General features: G+C 48.7%; 21 protein-coding genes and 1 riboswitch. Of the genes, 1 reads left to right on the top strand and 20 read right to left on the bottom strand.

Going from position 1 to position 23,015, the window contains the following annotated elements; translation table 11 throughout:
* Positions 1-10 precede the first annotated feature (10 nt).
* The 7 genes from CGC65_RS17145 to CGC65_RS31355 form a co-directional block, all read right to left on the bottom strand.
* Positions 11-2,302, bottom strand: coding sequence for a dynamin family protein (locus CGC65_RS17145; RefSeq protein WP_002564607.1), 2,292 nt, complete (start codon positions 2,300-2,302; stop codon positions 11-13).
* Positions 2,299-3,711 (bottom strand): dynamin family protein, encoded by a 1,413-nt coding sequence (locus CGC65_RS17150; RefSeq protein ID WP_002564608.1) that lies wholly within the window; start codon positions 3,709-3,711, stop codon positions 2,299-2,301. Before CGC65_RS17150 ends, CGC65_RS17145 begins: the two co-directional genes overlap by 4 nt.
* Positions 3,712-3,756: 45 nt before the next feature.
* Positions 3,757-4,707, bottom strand: a complete 951-nt coding sequence (locus CGC65_RS17155; protein ID WP_002564609.1) for a helix-turn-helix transcriptional regulator — start codon at positions 4,705-4,707, stop codon at positions 3,757-3,759.
* A gap of 61 nt (positions 4,708-4,768) precedes the next feature.
* The gene (locus CGC65_RS17160; RefSeq protein ID WP_235622261.1) at positions 4,769-4,978 is read right to left on the bottom strand and encodes a helix-turn-helix domain-containing protein; all 210 of its coding nucleotides are present in this window, start codon (positions 4,976-4,978) and stop codon (positions 4,769-4,771) included.
* A gap of 52 nt (positions 4,979-5,030) precedes the next feature.
* Positions 5,031-5,106: riboswitch (cyclic di-GMP riboswitch) on the bottom strand.
* A gap of 125 nt (positions 5,107-5,231) precedes the next feature.
* Positions 5,232-5,546 carry a TnpV protein gene (locus CGC65_RS17165; RefSeq protein WP_002564610.1) on the bottom strand — a complete coding sequence of 105 codons (315 nt, stop codon included), beginning with the start codon at positions 5,544-5,546 and terminating at the stop codon, positions 5,232-5,234.
* Between the two features lie 11 nt (positions 5,547-5,557).
* A complete protein-coding gene (locus tag CGC65_RS17170; protein ID WP_002564611.1) occupies positions 5,558-5,785 on the bottom strand; it encodes a DUF6462 family protein in 228 nt (75 codons plus the stop codon).
* The gene (locus tag CGC65_RS31355; protein WP_007037560.1) at positions 5,775-5,921 is read right to left on the bottom strand and encodes a DUF6462 family protein; all 147 of its coding nucleotides are present in this window, start codon (positions 5,919-5,921) and stop codon (positions 5,775-5,777) included. The genes CGC65_RS17170 and CGC65_RS31355 overlap by 11 nt, the downstream gene beginning before the upstream one ends.
* 18 nt (positions 5,922-5,939) lie before the next feature.
* Here CGC65_RS31355 and CGC65_RS17175 point away from each other — a divergent pair, with 18 nt between their 5' ends.
* Positions 5,940-6,143, top strand: coding sequence for a helix-turn-helix domain-containing protein (locus CGC65_RS17175; protein ID WP_002564612.1), 204 nt, complete (start codon positions 5,940-5,942; stop codon positions 6,141-6,143).
* A gap of 207 nt (positions 6,144-6,350) precedes the next feature.
* Here CGC65_RS17175 and lysS read toward each other — a convergent pair whose 3' ends face one another.
* The 13 genes from lysS to CGC65_RS17240 form a co-directional block, all read right to left on the bottom strand.
* Complete coding sequence (gene lysS, locus CGC65_RS17180; protein ID WP_002564613.1) at positions 6,351-8,315, bottom strand: lysine--tRNA ligase; 1,965 nt, start codon at positions 8,313-8,315, stop codon at positions 6,351-6,353.
* Between the two features lie 24 nt (positions 8,316-8,339).
* Positions 8,340-8,822, bottom strand: coding sequence for a transcription elongation factor GreA (gene greA, locus CGC65_RS17185; protein WP_002564614.1), 483 nt, complete (start codon positions 8,820-8,822; stop codon positions 8,340-8,342).
* A 105-nt stretch (positions 8,823-8,927) separates the two neighbouring features.
* Positions 8,928-9,893, bottom strand: a complete 966-nt coding sequence (dusB, locus tag CGC65_RS17190; RefSeq protein ID WP_002564615.1) for a tRNA dihydrouridine synthase DusB — start codon at positions 9,891-9,893, stop codon at positions 8,928-8,930.
* Entirely contained in the window at positions 9,894-10,244 is a 351-nt protein-coding gene (locus CGC65_RS17195; RefSeq protein WP_002564616.1) for a DUF6145 family protein, read from the bottom strand.
* 82 nt (positions 10,245-10,326) lie between these two features.
* Positions 10,327-11,301: a 6-phosphofructokinase gene (gene pfkA, locus CGC65_RS17200; RefSeq protein WP_002564617.1), complete on the bottom strand. Its 975-nt coding sequence runs from the start codon at positions 11,299-11,301 to the stop codon at positions 10,327-10,329.
* Between the two features lie 92 nt (positions 11,302-11,393).
* Positions 11,394-14,879, bottom strand: a complete 3,486-nt coding sequence (locus CGC65_RS17205) for a DNA polymerase III subunit alpha (RefSeq protein WP_002564618.1) — start codon at positions 14,877-14,879, stop codon at positions 11,394-11,396.
* 132 nt (positions 14,880-15,011) lie between these two features.
* Positions 15,012-15,266, bottom strand: a complete 255-nt coding sequence (locus tag CGC65_RS17210; protein ID WP_002564619.1) for an HPr family phosphocarrier protein — start codon at positions 15,264-15,266, stop codon at positions 15,012-15,014.
* Positions 15,267-15,387: 121 nt separating this feature from the next.
* The gene (whiA, locus tag CGC65_RS17215) at positions 15,388-16,365 is read right to left on the bottom strand and encodes a DNA-binding protein WhiA (protein WP_002564620.1); all 978 of its coding nucleotides are present in this window, start codon (positions 16,363-16,365) and stop codon (positions 15,388-15,390) included.
* Positions 16,366-16,370: 5 nt separating this feature from the next.
* A complete protein-coding gene (gene rapZ, locus CGC65_RS17220) occupies positions 16,371-17,240 on the bottom strand; it encodes an RNase adapter RapZ (protein WP_002564621.1) in 870 nt (289 codons plus the stop codon).
* 36 nt (positions 17,241-17,276) lie between these two features.
* A complete protein-coding gene (murB, locus tag CGC65_RS17225) occupies positions 17,277-18,188 on the bottom strand; it encodes a UDP-N-acetylmuramate dehydrogenase (protein ID WP_002564622.1) in 912 nt (303 codons plus the stop codon).
* A 20-nt stretch (positions 18,189-18,208) separates the two neighbouring features.
* On the bottom strand, positions 18,209-19,141 hold the full coding sequence (gene hprK / locus CGC65_RS17230; RefSeq protein WP_002564623.1) for an HPr(Ser) kinase/phosphatase: 933 nt from the start codon (positions 19,139-19,141) through the stop codon (positions 18,209-18,211).
* Positions 19,142-19,225: 84 nt separating this feature from the next.
* Positions 19,226-21,205 carry an excinuclease ABC subunit UvrC gene (gene uvrC, locus CGC65_RS17235; RefSeq protein ID WP_002564624.1) on the bottom strand — a complete coding sequence of 660 codons (1,980 nt, stop codon included), beginning with the start codon at positions 21,203-21,205 and terminating at the stop codon, positions 19,226-19,228.
* Between the two features lie 66 nt (positions 21,206-21,271).
* Complete coding sequence (locus CGC65_RS17240; protein WP_002564625.1) at positions 21,272-22,669, bottom strand: putative glycoside hydrolase; 1,398 nt, start codon at positions 22,667-22,669, stop codon at positions 21,272-21,274.
* Positions 22,670-23,015 lie beyond the last annotated feature (346 nt).

Here is a 23,015-nt window from a genome sequence, read left to right on the forward strand (position 1 = left end):
ATTTTCCTCCTTATATTTCAAGAATTGATGCTACACGAGCTTTGATTTCTTCAAGCCACGCTAATCTGCGTTCTGTTTCTTTGACACGTTCCGCAGCTTTTTCTTGGTCTGTAGCATAGCTTTCCAGTTCGGAAAGTTTTTTCTTCAAAATAACATCAAGTCTCTGGAACTCTTTGTTGAATGCACTCGCTATGTGATTGGATTGCTTCAATGCGTGTTTCCTTGCAAGTTCTCCATTATCAAAGACAACCTCATTGATTGGTGTCAGAAATTCCTGTGCCAGTGCATCAGCCGCTACATACTTTACAGTTTTATACTTTGTTCTGTAATAGCCTTTCTCTTGGAACCAAGTCCACGGCTTGTACCATTTCTTTTCGGTGTTCTCAACATATTCCTCGCCATCTTCAACCTTTTTGGATTGAACAAGTTTTTTTACCGAGAAATCGTCGGCGGACACAACGCTTCCACCCATCAGTTTAAGCGGGTCGATAGAAATGCCTGCAAGTGTGCTTGGGTCAATTTCTTCCGTAAGAGAAGCAAGTTTCTTCTTGTATTCAGCCAACAATGCATTACTGGTTTTCAGCAGACTTTCTCGGATAAGCTCGTCAAGTTCAGACTGGAAATCAGGTTCAAGTTTTTTTGCAAAGCGGCTAAGGCGCTCTACTTCGTCGGATACCTCATCAATATCAAGCTCCTCGCCACGGAGGTCATCAATCTTTTTACGGATTTTTGCCTGACACTTCTGGATAATCGCTTCGATAGCATCTCTAGCACTGTCATTAACCCTTACGACAGCATCATCGACAGCATCCTTGAATTTCTGTGCCGACTTTGCATCATCCACTTTTTTACGAATGGTTTCAATTTGTTTTGCTATTCGTTCGCCATCTTTACGATTTCTTGCCAGTTCTTGCTTTGTTTTTTCAAAGCAACCGACCTCATCCAGCTTATGCATAAATGTATCTACAATGTTCTTAACTTTTGCAGTCTTTGCGTACTTCTGAACATACTGTCGAATTGCCGCTTCGATAGACACTACGCCGGTATGAATAAGCGCTTCAGCTTCTGCATCACTCTTTTCAGCTGCTTGCGCAAGTTGCTTATTTATAGTTCCACGAATGCTAGCTGGAAGTGATGCGTATGTTTCAAAATGCAGAGAAGCATTTCTGTTCAATTTCCGGACTTTCATCTCGGTTTCATCAATCGTGTCTTCATCCATTTCAATGCCACTCTGTTGTAACCGGATATTCAATGCCGGCAACGCAGCCGCAGGGAACAGGTTCGGATTAGAAATACCATGATTTCTAAGATATGCACGGATACGCTCAAGTGTCTGTTCCGTATCACCATCTTCTCTTCGACGGTCATCCATTTTATTAACCACAAAGATAAATCTATCTTTGCTTTGCTTACCACCAACCTTCATGCTGTCAGCGACTCTCTGCAAAAGAGCATTATCATCATCCGAGCCAAATGTACCTTCCATGATGTAAAGCACCAACGATTTGGACGATTTATTAAGAAATTCGCTTTGCACTTTTTTGTGTTCTGGGTCTCTAGAGTTATTTGGACCTGGAGTGTCAATCAAAACCAAAGATACATCCTCGGCTGAAACAAACGGAATGTCACCTGCAGCCTTGATAACAGAAACGGTTTCATCGCCATTCAGTCTGTCCATCGTTTCATAGGTGAGGTTTTCATGCGTTTCTACAAGCATATTATCCTTATTATAAACTTCAGCCTGCCAGAAACTTGTACCTTCGGTGTCTTTAATGCGGGTAATAATCGCAGTGCAAGCTTCCTGCTTTGATGGCATCAGCTTTGTACCGAGCATCGAATTTATAAGTGTGGATTTGCCAGCACTCATAGTAGCAACAACACACACCTCAAAATCTTTGCTTCTTGCGTGCTTAAAAGCACTCAATATTTCCACATCTCGCAGTTCATCAAACGGGCCTTCTTGAATTGCTTTGAAAACATCGTCGATAAGTGCTTCTTTATCTGATGTTTCTTTTGCCGGAATTCTATCCAATTTTGCAGTTAATTCCCCACGCTCATAGGCTTGGGTAAATACTTCCGTCAAATCTTCAAAGTCAAGCAAAGTTCCATGGAATGTAATATCAAAATCCTTATCGTTGTATTCGTCAACAAGAATCCGAGGTAAATCTTCAATCCATTCCTGCAATCTTGTTCCCGGAACAATTCTTTCGCCAATTTTGCTGTTTTGAGCAAGCTTCTTGCCATCAACTGTTATTTCAGTTTCAAGGTTGTATGGGTTATACTTGATGAATACTTTTTTCATACAGTACCTCCATATATTATTTTTTCCAAACCATACAGTCCGGATTTCTTACATAGTTTAATCTCAGTAGTATCACTATCATTTTCATTTGAATTATCATAGTAAACAGAAAGGTCAAATTGTTGCTTGCTAAACTTCTTGGATAATAAATCGTACTCATCTTGCTCATCTTCCGTAAACGGTTGATGAGTAAGTTTTAGCTTCAATAAATAGCCGAAATATGCGGATATTGGACATATAACCGGAGCTGTGAAGCCAAGTTTTGTAAGGTCATTTCGTAACGCCTTCATGCTCTCAGAGATATTGTCAGATTCGCTACGGTAGTCATCTAGTTTGTTTAGGATAAAAACAACTTTATTCTGATCAACATTTTCAGAAACCCATTTTAAGTGTCTTATCTCTGCATCTGTTCCTAAATTTGTTGGACTGATGACATACAAAAGTCTGTCATAGCTTTGTTTCTTAATAACTTGTCGTGCAATTTTGCTGTGGTTCTTATACAATGCTGCATTTACTCCAGGCGTATCTATAATGCACCATGAATTGTTTATAGCTTCTGTTCCTGTAAAATATGCTGCAATCGCTATTGAACCTTGCCACGAAAAATCATTTAATTTCTCTTGCGTTGCACACAAACTCAATTCCGGAGTAGCCAAAGAAATACAGTTATCCTCAAATGCTTTATTCGATATGTAACACACATTTCCAGTGCATACTTCTTGAGATGTCCTAGCAACAGATTTGCCAACCAATGCGTTAATTAGCGTGGATTTACCAGCACTCATATTTGCTGTCACAACAAGTTTCTTAACCGATTTTTTAGAAAACAATAAATTCTCATGATATTGCTTTATTAGGTTATCTGCAAATGGAAATAGTTCTGCACCGTTTTGGTTGTCTAACAATACATTTAAGAAATCATCTATGGATGTTTTTGCTCCATTCCCCAAGCATTCTTTTATCAATGATGACGCTTTTGCAATCAATCCATCATCCAGCAAAATCAACGCCAAATCAGCTAACAGCCAAAATCGAGTTTTTCTTTTCCATGGAAGCGAAACATTTCCAGATACTGCATGAATAACTTCTTTTTTATCAACCAAACCGTCATGTATGAAGTTCTCTTTACCTTCACACAGAAAATCCGAGTATTGTTGCAGTCTTTGCTCTAGGTACATTTTGAATTCAGTTAAACTTATAGATGTACCAAGCACCACTATTTGCTCTCCGTCTTTTTCCCCGGAGTTAGTATTTCCATCCATGACATTATTTTTTAACGAATCAGCGATGTACCTACTTACTAGCGATAGTGCTGTGTAATATTGTACTCTTTTCTTACTTTTTGCATTGCTTAATGGATGTCCACTAAAATCAATGGCTTCAGAAAAATAGAGTGTGGTTTCTATCATTGTCGGCGGCCCCTCTTTATCTTCTTTGTACAAAATCAATCTTGTTTAAAGCAGTGTAATATTATCACCTTGGCTCTTTAGCCACATATCAATTCCTTTTCCAAATACCTCTGCACTCAATATATAACTGCCATTATCATCCGACAAAATTTGTGCAGTTGGCAATCTATCAAGCACAGCATCCACATCTATGCCTGAATATTGAAATTTGACTTTTTGAAGCTTTCCGCCGTACATAAACTGAATTCGCTTACGAAATTCGCCTTCTTCAAAGCGGCTACTATACGGAATATGAAACTTCTCATCTAACAGCTTCATGCCTTTTATTCGATCTATGCGGTAGATAGTAGGGAAGGAATCGTTAAGGACATCAAAATCTTTCTTAACATTCTCATCATCAATAAACGCCGTCAAATAAAAGTAATACTCGGAGAACATGATTGCCACCGGAAGAAGCTTTCGCTTTACTACTGCTTTGTCTTTTGTTCTCAGATAATCTACCTCAATACATTGACAATGCCGAATTGCTTGCCCTATGTCCCACATAGTATCTAAAAATTCTGTCTTGTGCCGTGGCTCTACATAATGAAACTCCTCATTGCTTATCAAATCAGTTACCAGCTTTTGATTTGTTTCAGGTACACAGCAAGAAATCAATTTATCAAGTAGTTGAACCATTTCTTTTTTCGTAAATGCTCGGCTATCTAAAAGTATCTTGGACAACGCAAGAACTTCGCTATTCGTAAATTTCATCTTATAAATTTGTTCTAAACGATAGCCTTTTTCTCCTCGGTCATAAACCACTGAGTTGATACATCCGACCTTTTCGCCGTCTTCTTCTAGGTAATTACGAATATCATCAATATCTCGTTGAATGCTACGCTCGTTCACACCATAATTAACACTCTCTGCGCTTTTGTCGATAACATGACCGTTAAGAAGTTTTGTGTATATGCCAAGAACTCTTTCGATTTTATCTCTCTTGAAATTTTCCATAGACACCTCCGTCCTATAAAACATTATACATTTTCAGTATGACAGATAGTGTCTATCTCATTCATTTTTCCATCTTGTTTCTCCAATTTTTATACTCTCCAGTTGTCACTCGACCATCAGTTGGTTTCATCGCATCTTTTGGTATTGCCCAATCCCGACCAAATTTTACGGCTCCGGGTATTTTTCCGTTTGAACAAAGAGTTTGAATCCATCTTGGTGTCATCCCCCACTGTTCAGCTATATTTTTTATTGTGGTATACCCCTCAATCACACTCTCACCTCCAAAAAGAAAAAGAGCACTGCCACAATAGGCAATGCTATCAACGTGCAACTGGCTACCATTTCACAGGCCTTTTAGCTTTGCGTCATAGACTTTCAACTACTTTGCTACCTGAATATATCATATTCCTCTAAACGCATTTTGTCAATTCGTTTTTCGTCATTTTACCCTAATTTACAACAAAAGATAACAAGACTTGTGCAATATGCTTTGTTCTATCGCACAAGTCTTGCTTTCAGCCATTTTAGATTGTATAAATCAATTCTGTCAATACAATTTCCTCTGCCCGGTTGCGAATGTTATTCATCCTCTGAACCCAGACAAGCTGCTCACTGGTTTTTAACTCATCCCTCATGCCCTCAGCTTCCTTCATCTGCCGAATGATGGTTTCCAGTCTGCTTTCTGCCTGCTCATTCAGGTCTGGCTTGGAAAGCCGCCCCCAGCGGCCAATAGGGCGGTGTTCCTCCGGCACCTCCAATGCTGGGATATAGTAATCGCCCATCAACTCATAATCCAAACCGTTGCTGTCATCGTGAATCCTGCTTTTCAACTTGTTCATATCAACACCATTTAACCTTTCCTCTGCTCACGCAGATATGCTTCAAAGATACTTCTCCGTATCAGAACCTTTTTCCCAATCTTATAGACAGCACCGCACTCATGGGACAAGCGAGTGACCGGCTTCAAACCCAGCCCATAGTAATCGCAAGCCATATTATAAGTAACAAATTCGTGCGTCATAAACTCCATATCCTCATCGTCTATCTGGTCTGAGAACACCCACGCATTACCGCTCATCTACATCACCGCCCTTGTAGTCCTTTGTTGCAGGCTCATGGAACCGTTCCAGATACTCATCAAAGATTTCCTTGTTGATAAGAACCGTACTGTCAAAACGGTAGATTGCCCCGGCATCGCTTGCCAGCTCAAACAAAAAGGAGATTATAAAACCATGTTAAATCAATACGAGGACATCATAACCGTTGAGGAGCTTTGCGAGATTTTAAAGACCGGCAAGAACCGGGTTTACGAACTATTACAGACAAACCAGAAAAGAGCATTCCAATTATGGCGCAATTGGAAGATACCTAAAATATCAGTGAAACATTATCTGGAGATACAATCTGGAATTTCCAAAAGCCAGATTAAAAAATAATGCCCAAAAACGTACAATACCGCTATGGATATCGTCCATAGCGGTATATAAAAATTCTATTCTATGCTACTACACCACTCAACTTCCAATATTTCCTCTCACTTCTCTGATTTTCGATGTTTTCAAGAAAATTGGTGTAAAGCTGGTGTAGTAACTTCAAAAATCACATGCTTACCATACTGCAAAAGTCTATCATCCAACTGTGTTTTAGTACAGTTTTGCACCCGCTGGAATCCGGCCGTCCACCATCAAAAGATTAAGTCCTTCTTTTCCATCTTCCTCATGGACTGCTGATATCAGCATCCCGCAGGAGTCAATCCCCATCATCTTGCGCGGGGGCAGATTTACGATGGCAATTGCCGTCTTTCCAATCAGCTCCTCCGGCTCGTAATACTCGCGGATTCCGCTTAAAATCGTACGATCCGTGCCGCTTCCGTCATCCAATGTGAACTGAAGCAGCTTCTTGCTCTTCGGTACGGCCACGCAATCCTTAATCTTCACAGCCCGGTAATCGGATTTTGCAAAGGTATCAAAGTCTACCATTTCCTCAAACAGCGGCTCGATTTTAACCTTGGAAAAATCAATCTTTTCCTGGATTACCTGGACCTTCTCCGCTGTATCTCCAGCTTCAGCAGCAGTCCGGGCAGAAGCCATATCCGCTTTCTTAGAATCCCCGGAACCGCCCAGTGATTTCATGGTGGGGAACAGCAGCACATCCCTGATGGCCGGTGAATCCGTCAGCAGCATGACCATACGGTCAATACCGAATCCGATTCCTCCCGTCGGAGGCATGCCCACCTCCAGCGCGTTTAAGAAGTCCTCGTCCGTGTGGTTGGCCTCCTCATCGCCCTGGGCCAGAAGCTCTTCCTGTGCCCTAAACCGCTCCCTCTGGTCAATGGGATCATTGATCTCCGAGTAGGCGTTGGCCATCTCCCAGCCGTTCATAAAGAACTCAAAACGCTCCACATAGTCGGGATTGCCTGGCTTTTTCTTGGTCAGAGGTGAAATCTCCACCGGATGGTCCAGAACAAAGGTAGGCTGAACCAGGTGCTCCTCTGCAAACTCCTCAAAGAACAGATTCAGGATATCGCCCTTCTTATGGCGCCCCTCAAACTCCACTCCCTTTTCCTTGGCAACAGCTCTTGCCTCCTCCAGGGTATGAATCTGGTCAAAATCAACTCCGGCATACTTCTTTACCGCGTCCACCATGGTGATGCGGGCAAAAGGCTTGCCCAAATCCATCTCCACGCCTTTATAAGTAATGGTGGTGGTACCAAGCACCTCCTGAGCCACAAAACGGTACAGCTTCTCGGTCAGGTCCATCATCCCGTTGTAATCCGTATAAGCCTGATACAGCTCCATCAGGGTGAACTCCGGGTTGTGCCTGGTATCCAGACCCTCGTTGCGGAATACACGCCCAATCTCATAAACCCTCTCAAGTCCGCCTACAATAAGCCTCTTCAGATAAAGCTCCAGGGATATACGAAGCTTTAAATCCTCATCCAGGGCATTGAAATGGGTCTCGAAAGGCCTTGCGGCAGCGCCGCCTGCATTGGAAACCAGCATAGGGGTCTCCACTTCCATAAAGCCCTCTCCGCCCAGATATTTGCGGATGGCAGCCAGTATCCTGGAACGCTTGATGAAGGTATCCTTCACCTCTGCGTTCATGATCAGGTCCACGTAGCGCTGGCGGTAACGCATATCCGTATCTGTCAGGCCATGGAACTTCTCAGGAAGCACCTGAAGGCTCTTGGAAAGAAGGGTCACCTCTGTGGCATGAATGGATATCTCGCCTGTCTTGGTGGTAAAGGCAGTTCCCTTCACACCCACGATATCGCCGATGTCCATTTTCTTGAAATCCTTATAAGACTCCTCACCCACGCTGTCCCTTGCCACATAAACCTGGATGCTGCCTTTTAAATCCTGTACATTACAGAAAGAAGCCTTGCCCATGACACGTTTGAACATCATACGCCCAGCAATGGCTGCTTCCTTCCCCTCCCACTGCTCATAGCTATCCTTGATATCCATGCTGTGGGCAGTCACATCATATTTTGTAATCTGGAAAGGGTCCTTTCCAGCTGTCTGAAGCTCCGCCAGCTTATCCCTGCGCGCCTTCAGCACATGATTTAAATCTGTATCTGCCTGATTAACCTTCTGCTGTTCTCCCACGTCCTTAACTCCTTTGTGTCAGATTTATGAAACCCTCTGGATTTCCAGCACCTTATACTGGATATCCCCTGCCTGGGTCTCCACGTCTACGCATTCACCCACTACCTTGCCTATCAGGGCGCGGCCTACCGGTGATTCGTTGCTTATCTTATTCTGCAGGCTGTTGGCCTCGGTGGAACCAACGATATAGAACTCCATCTCCTCGTCATACTCCACATCCAGAAGCTTTACCTTACATCCGATATTAATTTTATCCAGGTCGATTTCATCCTCTACCACGACCTCGGCGTTCTTAAGAAGCTTCTCCAGTTCCTCGATACGCAGCTCAATATCCCTCTGCTCATCCTTGGCTGCATCATACTCTGCATTCTCGGACAAATCGCCCTGCTCTCTTGCTTCCTTAATCTTCTGCGCAACTTCTTTTCTTTTGACAACTTTCAGATTCTGCAGTTCATCCTCGTACTGTTTGAGTCCGGCATATGTCAAAATGTGTTTCTTATCTGCCATCTTACCCGCTTCCTTCCTTTAATTCTTACTTTATGTTGATTTCACTTGAGTATCATTCTTAATGTCCACACATTCTGAGTATTATATAGGAAAATGTGTCCATTGTCAAGATTGGATTTTCCTGTCCAGAAGCTCCACGAACCCCTCCAATGTCTCCACCTGGTTGATTTCATTCCTCAGTGTGGCTGAGTGGGGCATTCCTTTTGTATACCAGGCCATATGGCCCCTCATTTCCCGCATGGCAACCCCTTCTCCCTTGAACTGTACCAGCATCCGGCCGTGCCGCAGAATCATGGCCTTTATCTCAGCCATGGAAGGTCCCGGAAGAACCTCCCCTGTATCCAGATAGTGGTTAATCCGGCCGAACAGCCACGGATTCCCCTTGGCTCCCCTGGCCACCATAATGCCGTCGCATCCTGTCTCCTTAAGCATCCTGCCGGCGTCCTCCGGCGTAAAGATATCCCCGTTTCCAATGACAGGGATCCGTACGGCCTCCTTCACCTGACGGATGATGTCCCAGTCCGCCTTTCCTGAATAATACTGCTCCCTGGTGCGCCCATGGACAGCCACCGCTGCAACGCCGCAGCTTTCCGCCATCTTAGCAAATTCCACGGCATTGACAGAGAGGTCGTTGAACCCCTTGCGGAATTTCACAGTCACGGGCTTTTTCACCGCTTTCACCATGGCGGTCAGCACTTCCTTTGCCCGTTCAGGATTCTTCATCAGCGCGGACCCCTCGCCGTTGTTGACGATTTTCGGCACAGGGCATCCCATGTTCACATCAATGTAATCATAGGGTCCTTCCTCCAGCCTGGCCGCAATCTCCGCCATAATGTCCGGCTCCGAGCCAAAGAGCTGCACGGCTGCGGGGCGCTCGGCCGGGTCTATCTGCAGCAGTTCCCTGGTGTTTTTGTTGTTGTACAGAACCGCCTTTGCGCTGACCATCTCCGTCACCACGCAGCCAGCCCCCTGTTCCCGGCACAGCACCCGAAAGGGCAGATCCGTGACGCCCGCCATGGGCGCCAGTATTACATTATTCTCAAGAACTGTGTTTCCAATCCTAAGTTTCATTTAATCTTCCCCGTCATCCTCTATATCTATGTCCTCGCCCAGGAAAAATGTCCTGTAATACAGTTCCAGCGCTTCCAGCATTTCTTTTTTCTCTTCCTGGTACTGCTTGATTTTAAGGACGCTTCCTATCTCGTCAAAGAGATAATCCGTTTCCTCCGAGGTCACCCTGAATTCCAGGTTTCCCTTCTCGTCAAATTCCATGGTAAGCACGCCGCCCACATCCTCTGTATACATCACACACATGATCTGGAGTTCGTCTCTTATGGACTGGGGCAGGGATTTGAAATCCTGGTTAAAATAATATTTCTGTTCATAGGAATTGGCTCCGCAAAGCACTGTTGTATCCTTCATCTCATCTCTCCACAAAAGTCCGCTGCCTGTGACAGGCGGCGGACTTTCCATTCTATCGTCGTTTATGTTCTCACGTACCGGACTAGCGAATCAGCATCTTGGCAATCTCATACTGCTCTTCCGGGATGTCCTTTGTCATATTCAGGGCTTCCTGGATATCGAAATCCACAAACTCACCGTGCTTATAGGCTACCAGACGGTTGCTCTTGCCTGCGGCCAGAAGCTCTGCTGCCTTGGCTCCCATGATGGAGGCATATACCCTGTCCTTACAGGTAGGCGTTCCGCCGCGCTGCATGTGGCCCAGGATGGTGGCCCTTGTCTCGATGCCCGTGGCAGCCTCAATGCGCTTTGCCATGGAACCGGAATGGCCGATTCCCTCTGCATTGATAATGATGTTGTGTTTCTTGCCCCGCCTGCGGTTGTCGATAATCCGGTTAATCAGGGCCTGCTCGTTGCCGTCATAGCGCTCCGGAAGAAGAATATCCTCCGCACCGTTTCCAATGCCGCACCACAGTGCGATGTATCCGGCGTTGCGCCCCATAACCTCCACAATACTGCACCGCTCATGGGATGTGGATGTATCACGAATCTTATCAATTGCTTCCATGGCCGTGTTGACAGCCGTGTCAAAACCAATGGTATAATCGGTACAGGCAATATCCAGGTCAATGGTTCCCGGAAGGCCGATTGTGTTGATCCCCAGGGAGGACAGCTTTCCCGCGCCTCTGAAGGAACCGTCTCCTCCGATGACCACCATTCCGTCAATGCCATGCTTGCGGCAGATATCAGCGCCCTTCTGCTGGCCTTCCGCTGTGGTAAACTCCTTGCATCTTGCCGTGTAAAGGATGGTGCCGCCCCGGTTGATGATGTCAGACACACTGGTGGACTCCATGTCCACGATTTCCTCCTCCAGCAGGCCTGCGTATCCGCGCATGATGCCCTTTACCTTAAGGCCCTTATTGATAGCAGTCCTTACAACCGCGCGGATGGCCGCGTTCATTCCCGGCGCGTCGCCTCCGCTGGTAAGTACTCCAATGGTTTTCACTGCCTTTGCCATAGCAATTTACCTCCTTGTATTAAGCACATACATTTTTTCTGTGCTGACATCGCTCTCAATCATTCATTCTCTCATCTATATCCAACGCTATTCTAATTCATTTTCCCCAGCTTTTCAAGACCTTTTTCTACGACTTTGACATTTTTTTCACCAAGTCCCCTCCCCAGCTCTTCCAAAAGCCCGGGCGTAACCTGTACATTCCAGTTGGCCGGAAGGACTTTCTTGGCCCTCTCCTTCTGGAGATAAATGACCACCCGGTCCTTTCCCTCGCTGGACCGCAGAGAGGTGAGCAGACGCTGCTCCCCGGACTGATACGTCTCCATATCCGGGAACTGGAGCCACAGCTCCTTGGGTATACTGTCAAAGGGAATCACCTGCTCGCACACCAGCTTTCCCACCGGATCGTCTCCGATGGACACCCTTCCCCTGATGAACAGCTTGGAGTCCTCGGTAAAAAGGTCCCGGTTGGCCTCGTAATCCCTTGGGAACACGATGACCTCCACCGGTCCCAGAAGGTCCTCCAGGGTTATGAAAGCCATAAGCTGGTTGGTCCTGGTGGTCTTTACGGTCTTGCCTGCCACCAGTCCGCCGATGACAGCCCTGGATCCGTCCGCCACCCCTGCCGCATCCGTCTCCTCATCCACGATAAACTGGGCTGAGGTGGCTGTTATGTTCCTTCTCCACGTGTCCTCATAGTCGTCCAGGGGATGGCCGCTGATATAGACTCCCAGTATTTCCTTCTCAAAGGCAAGAAGCTCATCCTTTGAGTATTCCCCCACATCCGGAAATGTAATCTGGAATTCGTTTCTGTCTTCCTCACCCGCAATGTCGAAAAGGCTTAACTGCCCCTCAAACATGGATTTTTTCTCCCTGGCCTTTTCCTCCAGCATGGTGGGCGCCACCGCCATCTTCTGGCGCCTGGTTCCGGGCAGGGTATCCAGAGCGCCTGACTTGATGAAATTTTCCAGGGTTCGCTTGTTTACTTCCTTCATGCTCATGCGTCCCACAAAATCCTCCATGGAACGGAAGGGACCGTTTCTCTCCCTCTCCGCCAGGATTACCTCTGTCACGGGTTTGCCCACGCTCTTGATGGCGGACAGGCCGTAACGGATTGCGTCCCCTGACACGGAGAAGCCGCTCTCGCCCTCGTTGATATCCGGCGGCAGCACGGGAATACCCATCATGCGGCGGCAGGTCAGCACATACTCGGAAAATTTACTTACATTGTCCATGACCGATGTCATGAGGGCGGCCATAAACTCCCTGGGATAATAGTATTTCAGATAAGCTGTCTGGTAGGACACCACCGCGTAAGCCGCTGCGTGGGACTTGTTGAAGGCGTATTTAGCAAAATCAATCATCTCATCGTAGATGTGGTTTGCGGTCTTCTCGTCAATCCCATTGTTCACACAGCCCTTAACCCCTTCCGACTGGCTGCCGTAGACAAAGTTCTGGCGCTCCTTTTCCATGACCGACGTCTTTTTCTTACTCATGGCGCGGCGCACCAGATCGCTGCGTCCCATGGTGTATCCGGCCAAATCACGCACAATCTGCATAACCTGCTCCTGGTACACGATACATCCATAGGTGGGGCTTAATATGGGCTCCAGCTGGGGGCAGTCATAGGTGATGGAAGCCCTGTCGTTCTTGCCCTTCAGATATTTGGGTATAAAATCCATGGGGCCCGGACGGTACAGGGAGATGCCTGCTATGATATCCTCCAGGTTCTCCGCCTTAAGCTCCTTCATGAAGCTCTTCATCCCCGCGCTTTCCAGCTGGAACACGCCCTCGGTCCTGCCTGTTCCGATGGATTCAAGCACCTTCTTATCGTCAAAATCAATGTGGTCAATGTCAATGGTTATGCCGTAATCCTTCTCAGCCAGCCGCACCGCGTTCTGGATCACCGTCAGGGTCCGCAGCCCCAGAAAGTCCATTTTGAGAAGTCCCAGCTCCTCGATGGTTGTCATGGTAAACTGGGTGGTGATGGTGCCGTCAGAGGCCCTGGACAGAGGGACAAACTCGTCTATGGACCGGCTGCCAATCACTACCCCGGCTGCATGCATGGAGGTATGCCTGGGCAGTCCCTCCAGACGCCTGGACATGTCGATGAGATAATGGACCTGCTCATCTTCATTGTAGGCCTTTTTAAGATCCGGATTCATGGTCAGGGCCTTATCCAGCGTCATCCCCAGATCTCCGGGAATCATCTTGGCAATGGTGTCGCACAGGGAGTAGGGCAAATCCAGCACACGCCCCACATCCCGGACAACACCCTTGGCAGCCAGGGTACCAAAGGTGACAATCTGTACCACCTGGTCCTTGCCGTATTTGCGCACCACGTAGTCAATTACCTCCTGGCGCCGCTCATAACAAAAGTCAATATCAATATCGGGCATGGACACGCGCTCCGGGTTCAGGAAACGCTCAAAGAGAAGATTATAGCGCACCGGGTCTATGTTGGTGATTCCCAGTGTGTAGCTCACAATGCTCCCGGCAGCAGACCCCCGCCCAGGCCCCACGATGATATCCTGGGATCGGGCATAGTTGATAAAATCCCACACGATCAGGAAATAATCCACGTATCCCATGGAGCGGATGACATCCAGCTCATAGTCCAGCCGGCTGCTCAGTGTGCCGTCATCGTCCGGATAGCGGGTCTTAAAGCCCTCCCGGCACAGATGGTTTAAGTAGCTCCAGGAGTCAAAACCCTCAGGCACCTCATACTTAGGAAGCTTGGTAACCCCGAACTCAATCTCCACATTGCAGCGCTCCGCTATCATATGGGTGTTTTCAATGGCCTCAGGCGCATAGGGGAACAGAGCCCGCATTTCCTCCTCGGACTTACAGTAGTACTGTCCTCCCTCGTAGCGCATCCTGTCCTCATCCGCCACCTTCTTGCCGGTCTGGATGCACAGAAGGATATCATGGGCCTTCTCATCCTCGGCAAAGGTATAGTGGATATCGTTGGTGGCCACCAGCTTAAGGCCCGTGTCCCTGCTCATGCGCATAAGGCCCTGGTTTACCAGCTTTTGGTCCGGCAGGCCGTGGTCCTGGAGCTCCAGGAAGAAGTTGTCCTTTCCGAAAATATCCACATACTTTTCAGATGCCCTGACTGCCTCCTCATACATTCCCCTGGTCAGGCAGCGCTGCACCTCCCCTGCCAGACAGGCGCTGAGGGCAATGACTCCCTCATGGTAGGTCCGCAGCACCTCATAGTCCACCCTGGGTTTATAGTAAAATCCGTCCACAAACCCCTTGGACACAATTTTCATCAGGTTTTCATAACCTTTGTTGTTCTCTGCCAGCAGCACCAGGTGGTAATAACGGTCCTCACCGCTTACCGTCTCCCTGTCAAAGCGGGAGCCCGGAGCCACATAGACCTCGCATCCCAGTATGGGCTTGATGCCGGCCTCCCTGGCAGCTTTATAAAAATCAATGACTCCATACATCACGCCATGGTCCGTGACAGCCATGCTGTCCATGCCAAGCTCCTTTGCCCTGGCTGTCAGCTCCCTGATTTTACAGGAGCCGTCCAAAAGGCTGTATTCCGTATGGACATGCAAATGGGTAAATGCCATTCCCTATTCTCTCCTTATCCTTGCGGTATCATTCGAGTAACAGTTTATCATAAATACAGATAAAAGAAAAGAGAACCAGGCAAGTCCTGCCTGATTCCCATTATCTATCTCTCCAAACAAACGGACTGGTAGTTACTGGTTTTTCAGATACTTCTCAATTTCAGTTACAGCTGCCTCCTCATCTTTTCCGTCGGCTTCCACCAAAATGGATTCACCTGCGGTCAGACAGAGAGTCATCATTCCCATGATGCTCTTGGCATTCACACGCTTTGCCTCTGCTTCCAGGTAAATCGCGCTTTCGTACTGACTGGCTACCTGCACAAGCATAGCTGCCGGTCTCGCCTCAAGTCCTGATGCCAATTCAACTGTAATCAATTTCTTTACCATAATAATCCTCCTCATTCCTTTGAATGGTTCACAGCCCCTGATACGTTCCAATGGTCATGTTCCAATCTGGCCGCATCCCGACTGCCATTCAGGTGCCCGTACTGATTCGTACTTGATAAAACTATTGCAAACTTGATGTATTACGGTCTGGAAACTGCTGCCGCAGCTCTTCAGCCACAAGGCTTAATTTCCTCAAACGGTGGTTCACGCCTGATTTACCCACAGGCGGTTCCAGGGCCTCCCCCAATTCCTTCAAGGTCGCCTCCGGCCGTTCCAGCCGTATGCGGGCCATCTCCTGAAGACTCTCAGGCAGACCCGAAAGACCGGCAACAGACTGAATGAAACGGATGTCTTCTATCTGTTTCACCGCAGCTGACACAGTCTTATTGATATTGGCAGTCTCGCAGTTGACCTGGCGGTTTACGCTGCCCCTCATCTCCTTGACAATGCGGATATTCTCCAGCTCCATAAGGGATACCGGGGCCTCCATCACATTAAGGATGTCCACAATCTGGCTGCCCTCCTTGATATAGACCACATAGTACTTCTTCCTGGGCACTATTTTGGCCTCGATATCAAAGGTGGCAATGATGTTCTTAAGCTGCTCCGCCTTTGGCTCGGTGGGACACACGATTTCAAAGTGGTAGAACTTCTCCGGGGCGCTGATGGAACCGGCCGCCAGGAAGGCGCCACGTATGAAAGCCCGTCTGCAGCAGGCATTCTGAAGCACCACATTCCGGATCAGGGAAAGATTTTCACCAATTTCCCCCTGGGAATTGATGAGCTTCACTGCCTGCAGGACCTTGAGGGCTTCCTCATGTTCCCTGACTGCTACGATGTATGTCCTGCTCCGTCCGGGATTTATTCCACTGCGAATCGAGACATCAGTTCTTATATTAAATGTTTTTTTCAATAATGTAAAGTACTTTCTTGCAACTGCCACATTTTCCGTATGGATTTCAATCCAAAAATGGTCTGAGGCTGATATCTTTACCCTTCCGCACAGGCTCAGGATTGCTGCTGTCTCTGCTATCTGGCAGTGGCGCGCCCCAGGCATCTGCCTGGACAGCTCGTCTTTTACGCTGGAAGAAAATGACATGTCCGCTACTTCCTTTTATTGTCTTTGTCGATGTCCCTGTGTTCTATTTTAATGCCGTATTCGGCCCTGGCAGTCAGGTGGGCGCAAAGGGCCCTGGCAACCGTCACGGAGCGGTGCTTGCCTCCGGTACAGCCAACTGCCACCACCAGCTGGTTCTTTCCTTCATTGATATAATTAGGCAGGAGGAAATCCATCATGTCATAGAGCTTGTCCAGAAACTGGGCGCAGGTGCCTCCCTGCATCACATAATCCCGGACAGACTGGTCCTCCCCTGTCAGCAGGCGCAGGTCCTCCGAATAGTAGGGATTGGGCAGAAAACGCACGTCGAACACCAGGTCCGCATCCTCCGGAATGCCGTACTTAAAGCCAAAGGAAAGAACCGTGACAAACATGTTGCAGTACTCCTGGTGTTTGAGGAATATCTTTTCCAGCTCCTGCCGCAGCTCTCTGGTAAGGAGCTTGCTGGTGTCAATGATGAAGTCCGCGTCCTTTTTGAGAAAAGCCAGCTTGACCCTCTCCTTTTCAATTCCCTTGTCCAGCCGGCCTGTCCCGGCCAGGGGATGGCTGCGGCGTGTTTCCTTGTACCGCTTAATCAGAACCCCGTCATTGGCATCCAGGAACAGAATCTGGTAATCCATCCCCAGTTCCCTCCATCCCCTTAAAACAGCATCCAGCTGGCTCAGTTCCTCACCGCTGCGGATGTCTATGCCCAGGGCGGCCTGGCTGATGTCGCTGCCGGCCGCTGCCAGCTGGGCAAATTTATCCACCAGGGATATGGGCAGGTTATCCACACAGTAAAAGCCCAAATCCTCCAGCATTTTCAGTGCAATTGTCTTGCCTGCCCCGGACATTCCGGTTACAATTACAAGCTTCATCCATCCACCTCAGTTACGTAAAATTAGCATTCCAAATCAGAATTCCCCCCAGCGCTTCACTTCCATCTCAAGCTCCACACCGGATTGTTCCATCACCGTCTTTCTGATATGGCCGCACAGGGCCATTACATCGGACGCAGTAGCGTTTCCGCCGTTGATCACAAAACCGCAGTGCTTCTCCGATACCCTGGCACCGCCCATGCCGTATCCCCTGAGGCCGGCATCCTCAATGAGCTTGCCCGCAAAGTATCCCTGGGGACGTTTGAAGGTACTGCCTGCGCTGGGATATTCCAGAGGCTGTTTCTCCCTCCGTCTGGCTGCCAGTTCCTTCATCCGGGCCTCAATGGCTTCCTGGTCCCCCGGTTCCAGCTGAAAGGATGCCTCCAGCACTGTATAGCCCCTGTGTGGGATACAGCTGGTGCGGTATCCCAGCTCCAGCTCATCCACGGAAAGCTCCAGCACCTCTCCTTCATTTGTCATGACCCTGGCTGATTTGAGGATATTCTTTATCTCAGAGCCATAGGCCCCCGCGTTCATCACCAGGGCACCGCCTACGCTGCCGGGTATGCCTGCGGCAAATTCCATACCGGTCAGGCAGTGGTCCAGGGCCACACGGGCCACACGGCCCAGCAGTTCACCTGCCCCCGCACGTATAACGCTTCCCTCTGCCCCGGCATAACACCAGTTTCCTTCCATGGCAATGACCACGCCCTTGATTCCCCTGTCGCTGACCAGGAGATTGCTGCCATTCCCCAGTACGTTCCAGGGAATGTCATGTTCCCTGCACATGCAGATGACCTTTCCCAGCTCATCTTCATTGCCGGGGCATACATAGGCTTCAGCCGGCCCCCCGATGCGGAAGGTGGTGTGGTTGCTCATGGGTTCCATGAATCGGCACACTGCGCCTTCTGATACAAGCACCTCTTTCAACATATGTTCCAGATTCAAAATACATTCCTCGCTTACGACTAATTTTCCTGGCCCTTTCCCAAATTGGCCTGTACCCGGTTGTACAGCTCCTGGGCTGCATTGTAGCCCATCTTCTTCTGGCGGTAGTTGACGGCCGCGGACTCCACGATAATAGCCAGGTTGCGTCCCGGACGGATGGGAATGGTATGGCAGACCACCTGGTTGCCTAAAAACTCGGTGTACTGGTCTTCCAGGCCCAGCCTGTCGTATTCCTTATCCTTGCTCCAGTCCTCCAGCTTGATAACCATGTCAATGGACTGGGTATCCTTAACGCTCTCCACACCGAACAGGGTCTTTACATCAATGATGCCAATGCCCCGCAGTTCGATAAAATGCTTGGTGATGTCAGGGGCGCTTCCTATCAGGGTATCATCGCTGACCCTGCGTATCTCCACCACGTCATCCGTCACCAGACGGTGTCCCCTCTTAATCAGTTCCAGGGCAGCCTCGCTCTTGCCGATGCCGCTTTCTCCCATAATCAGCACACCTTCACCGAATACATCAATCAGCACGCCGTGGATACTGATACAGGGAGCCAGCTTTACGTTGAGCCAGCGGATGATTTCTGCCATCAGGGCAGAGGTGGTCTTATCAGACACAAGGCAGGGAACGCCATAGTAATTACAGAATTCCAAAAGGTCCTCATCCGGCTCCTGGTCGCGGCTGAACACCAGACATGGAATCTGGCTGGATGTGAGCTTATCGTACATCCGGCGCTTCTGCTCCTGGTCCATGGTATTAATATATGCCTGCTCTACGTATCCGATGATTTGAACCCGCTCCCTGTCAAAATGATCAAAGAATCCCGTGAGCTGCAGTGCCGGACGGTTCACATCCGGATGCGTCAGCACAATCTTGTCCGTGTCAATCTCCGGCGTGGTGTTTTTAAGCTTCATCTTCTTGATTAATTCCGATATGGTTACTCCATGCATGATAATACCCCCTTGACCTGGTTTCGCTTCTCGTTTAACTTCTATCATACTATCATAATTTAGTTCGGTTGTCATGTATTTTTATCATTGTGTTTCCATAATTTGGAAGTCCGTTTTTGCCCCGCCATCCGGGTCTGCGCTGGTGCCGGGCTTTCCATTGTCCTGCAATGCGGCCTGGCCACCGGTCCTGTCACTTTCCTTATCCCCATGGAAAAAGCGGTATACGGATTCGGCCGACCTGCGGTTCATTTGCGGCGTCTGTTCCAGTTCTTCCACGGAAGCGCTTCTCACCGCCTCTATATCCTTAAAATGGCGCATAAGGGCCTTTCTCCTGGCCGGCCCAATCCCTGGAATGTCGTCCAGTATGGATTTTACCTGCCCCTTTCCCCTGAGGCTCCTGTGGTATTCAATGGCAAAACGGTGGGCTTCATCCTGAATCCTGGTGATAAGCCTGAACCCTTCGGAGTGACGGTCAATGGGAATCTCCACATTATTATAGTAGAGTCCCCTGGTTCTGTGGTTATCATCCTTCACCATACCGCAGACCGGTATGGAAAGCCCCAGCTTATCAAGGACCTCCAGGGCAATGTTTACCTGTCCTCTGCCGCCGTCCATCATGATCAGGTCCGGAAACCTGGTAAAACTTCCCATGCTTAAATCGGCGCCCTTTTCCTTCAGCTCCTCTGTCTCCCTCATACCGTGGGAAAACCTGCGCGTCAGCACCTCTTCCATAGACGCATAGTCATTGGGACCCTGGACTGTCTTGATGCGGAATTTTCTGTAATCGCTGCGCTTTGGCCTGCCGTCCTCGTAAACCACCATAGAACCCACGGACTCCACACCGCTTGTATTGGAGATATCGTACGCCTCCATGCGCCGGATGCCCCCGATTCCAATAAGCTCTCCAATCTGGTTGATGGCCCCGATGGTGCGAAGCTCCTCTTTCTTAATCCGTTCCTTATCCTGGGACAGCACCAGGGCTGCATTCCTGGCTGCCAGCTCCACCAGGCGTTCCTTCTCTCCCTTTTTCGGAACCACCAGCCTTACCTTCTGTCCCCGTTTGGCGGACAGCCACTGGCTGATGACCTCCTCATCCCCCAAAGGATGCTGGAGCCACAGTTCCCTTGGAATAAATGGTGTGCCTGCATAGAACTGCTTTACAAAGCTGTCCAGAATCTCGCCCTCATTTTCCGCCGTGGCAGCCGATATATGAAAATGGTCCCTGCCAATCAGCTTGCCCTCCCGGATGAAGAACACCTGTACCACCGCGTCTCTCTCATCCCTGGCCATGGCCACGATGTCCCGGTCCTCCATGCCGCTGCTGGTAATCTTCTGCTTCTGCGCCACCTGCTTCACGCTGTTTAGCAGCTCCCGGTACTCAATAGCCCGCTCAAACTCCAGATTGTCCGAAGCAGTCTGCATTTTTTCCTGGAGGTTCTTTATGAGAGGGTCGAATCTGCCGTTCAAAAAGTCCAGGGCCTGGTTAAAGTTGGACTGGTATTCCTCCCTGGAAATATAACCCTGGCACGGGGCGTCGCACTGCTTGATGTGGTAATTGAGACACGGCCGCTCCTTTCCCGTATCCTTTGGCAGATTCCGGTTGCAGGTCCTGATCCGGTACAATTTGTGTATCAAATCCAGGGTGTCCTTTACAGCCCCGGCGCTGGTATAAGGACCAAAGTAACGGCTTCTGCCGTCCTTTTTCATGTCCCTGGCAAACAGAAGGCGGGGAAAATCCTCCCCCATGGTTGCCTTGATATAAGGATAGCTTTTGTCATCCTTTAACATGGTGTTGTACCGCGGCCTGTGCTCCTTAATCAGGTTGCACTCCAGCACCAGGGCTTCCAGCTCGGAATCTGTCAGGATATATTCAAACCATGCAATATGGGACACCATCTGTTCAATTTTGGCCGTCTTATTCCTGCTGCTCTGGAAATACTGCCTGACCCGGTTCTTAAGGCTGATGGCCTTGCCCACATATATAATCTCATCCCTGTCATTGTGCATAAGATAAACTCCCGGACTGGCCGGGAGTTTCTTCAGTTCTTCCTCTAAATCAAACAATACCTGTCACCATCCTTTTCATATGGCCCTATATTCAGATGCTTTTTCGTTTTCCGGCATGCCGTTTTACCGGGCTGCGCCTGCCGGCGGGACAGTCTCTGGCGGAACGTTCTCTGACGGGACTGCCTCTGGCGGGACAGTCTCTGGCGGAGCGTTCTCTGCCGGGACTGTCTCTGCCGGAACGTTCTCTGCAGCGTCCCTCTCTGTCTCCAGCGCCGCCCTGGACTGGGATATACGCTGGTCCTCTTCCTCTGCTTCCTCCGGAGTAAGCAGCCCGCCGTAGTGATAACTGACCCCTGCATCCCAGAGAATCCACTGGTCATAGCCTGCATCGTAGACAGCCTGTATCTGCTGCCTCACCTGTTCATCGCCATATTTAATATAATGTTCCAGATAGGACGCAGTAAAGTCCTGAAGCCACGGCCTTACCACGGCCTGCGGCGCATCCTCCTTTGCGGATGCGGCCAGAAGCTCCCTGGAACCATTCAATGCATTTAATATTGTATCATACGGCTGGGTATCCGGATACTCTATTCCAAAATTTCCCGGCCCGTAGTGGGATGGATAAATCATGGGGCATATATAATCCAGCTGCTCCGCCATGTCCTCATATTCCTGGCCCACGGCAGCCGCATCCTCCTCGCTGCGCATAATGGTGCCGAATACATCGGCCGACACAAAGAGTCCTTCCTTTGCCAGCTCATCATGGGCATAGCCTATGAATTCCGTAATAGCCTGGGTCTTATCGCGTCCCTGGGTATCCGCGTCGTCAAAAACAACATCATTCATGGTCTTGTCCACGGCAAACCGGATATAGTCGAACTGAATCTCGTCAAATCCCGCTTCGCCTGCCTTTTTCCCCACCTCAATCAGATAATCCCAGACTTCCTTCTTATAAGGATTTACCCATGCAAGGCCTTTATTATCCCGGTAAATCTTGCCGTCAGCCACATGCAGGCTCCACTCCGGCTTCTGTTCTGCAAGATAGGGGTCCCTGAACGCCACCACCCTGGCTATGGTATAGATTCCATGCTCCTTAAGCTTTGCCATAAGCGCAGGCATGTCCTGGATAAAAACCTGGCAGGCCCCTATCTCATTTACCGTAGGGGAATCCATGGCATAGGTGATCCTTCCCTGGTCATCCTTCACATCAATGACCACTGCATTGAGCTCTGTCCTGTCGATCTCCTCAATGATCTTATCCATCATATCACCGGTACCGGCTACATAGGCGGATACATAGATGCCCTTTACCTTTACCGGGTTTCTGGGCGGATATGTGGAAATGGTAATGACCTGGGAATCAGCCGCCTCTGCCTCCTGGGTCTCCTGCCCGTTCTGGGCCCCTGATGCCTCAGACTGCACAGACTCCTCCTGGGCTCTGGTCATCTCCTTTGCCGGTTCATACCGGGAACATCCTGTCATTGCAAGGATTAATATGCCTGCTGCTATCCACCTTTTCATACGTAACCTCTGTCTTTCCCAATTATCTTATGATTCCTGGAAATTCCCATTTCCATTCTTAATCTATATCAAAAAGGCAAATGCCTGTAAGTTCAGTGAATCAGACCTAAACATCCGTTCGTTCCCACTATAATACCATATTCTCCCTGTTTTGTATATAAAATATGACTTTTTTGTTACAAATTCATTAATTTCTCCCACTTTTTGTAAATACTCACATCTCCCCAACATCAAAAAGCGCCCGGACAGGGGCTGTATGCCTTTGTCCGGGCGTGTGCCGGGCCGGCCAGGGGCCGGACCGTGTTTCTTATAGATTCTTATATTCTCTCGTATTTTCTTGATTTAA

This window comes from Enterocloster bolteae (genome assembly GCF_002234575.2).
GTDB classification, from domain to species: domain Bacteria; phylum Bacillota; class Clostridia; order Lachnospirales; family Lachnospiraceae; genus Enterocloster; species Enterocloster bolteae.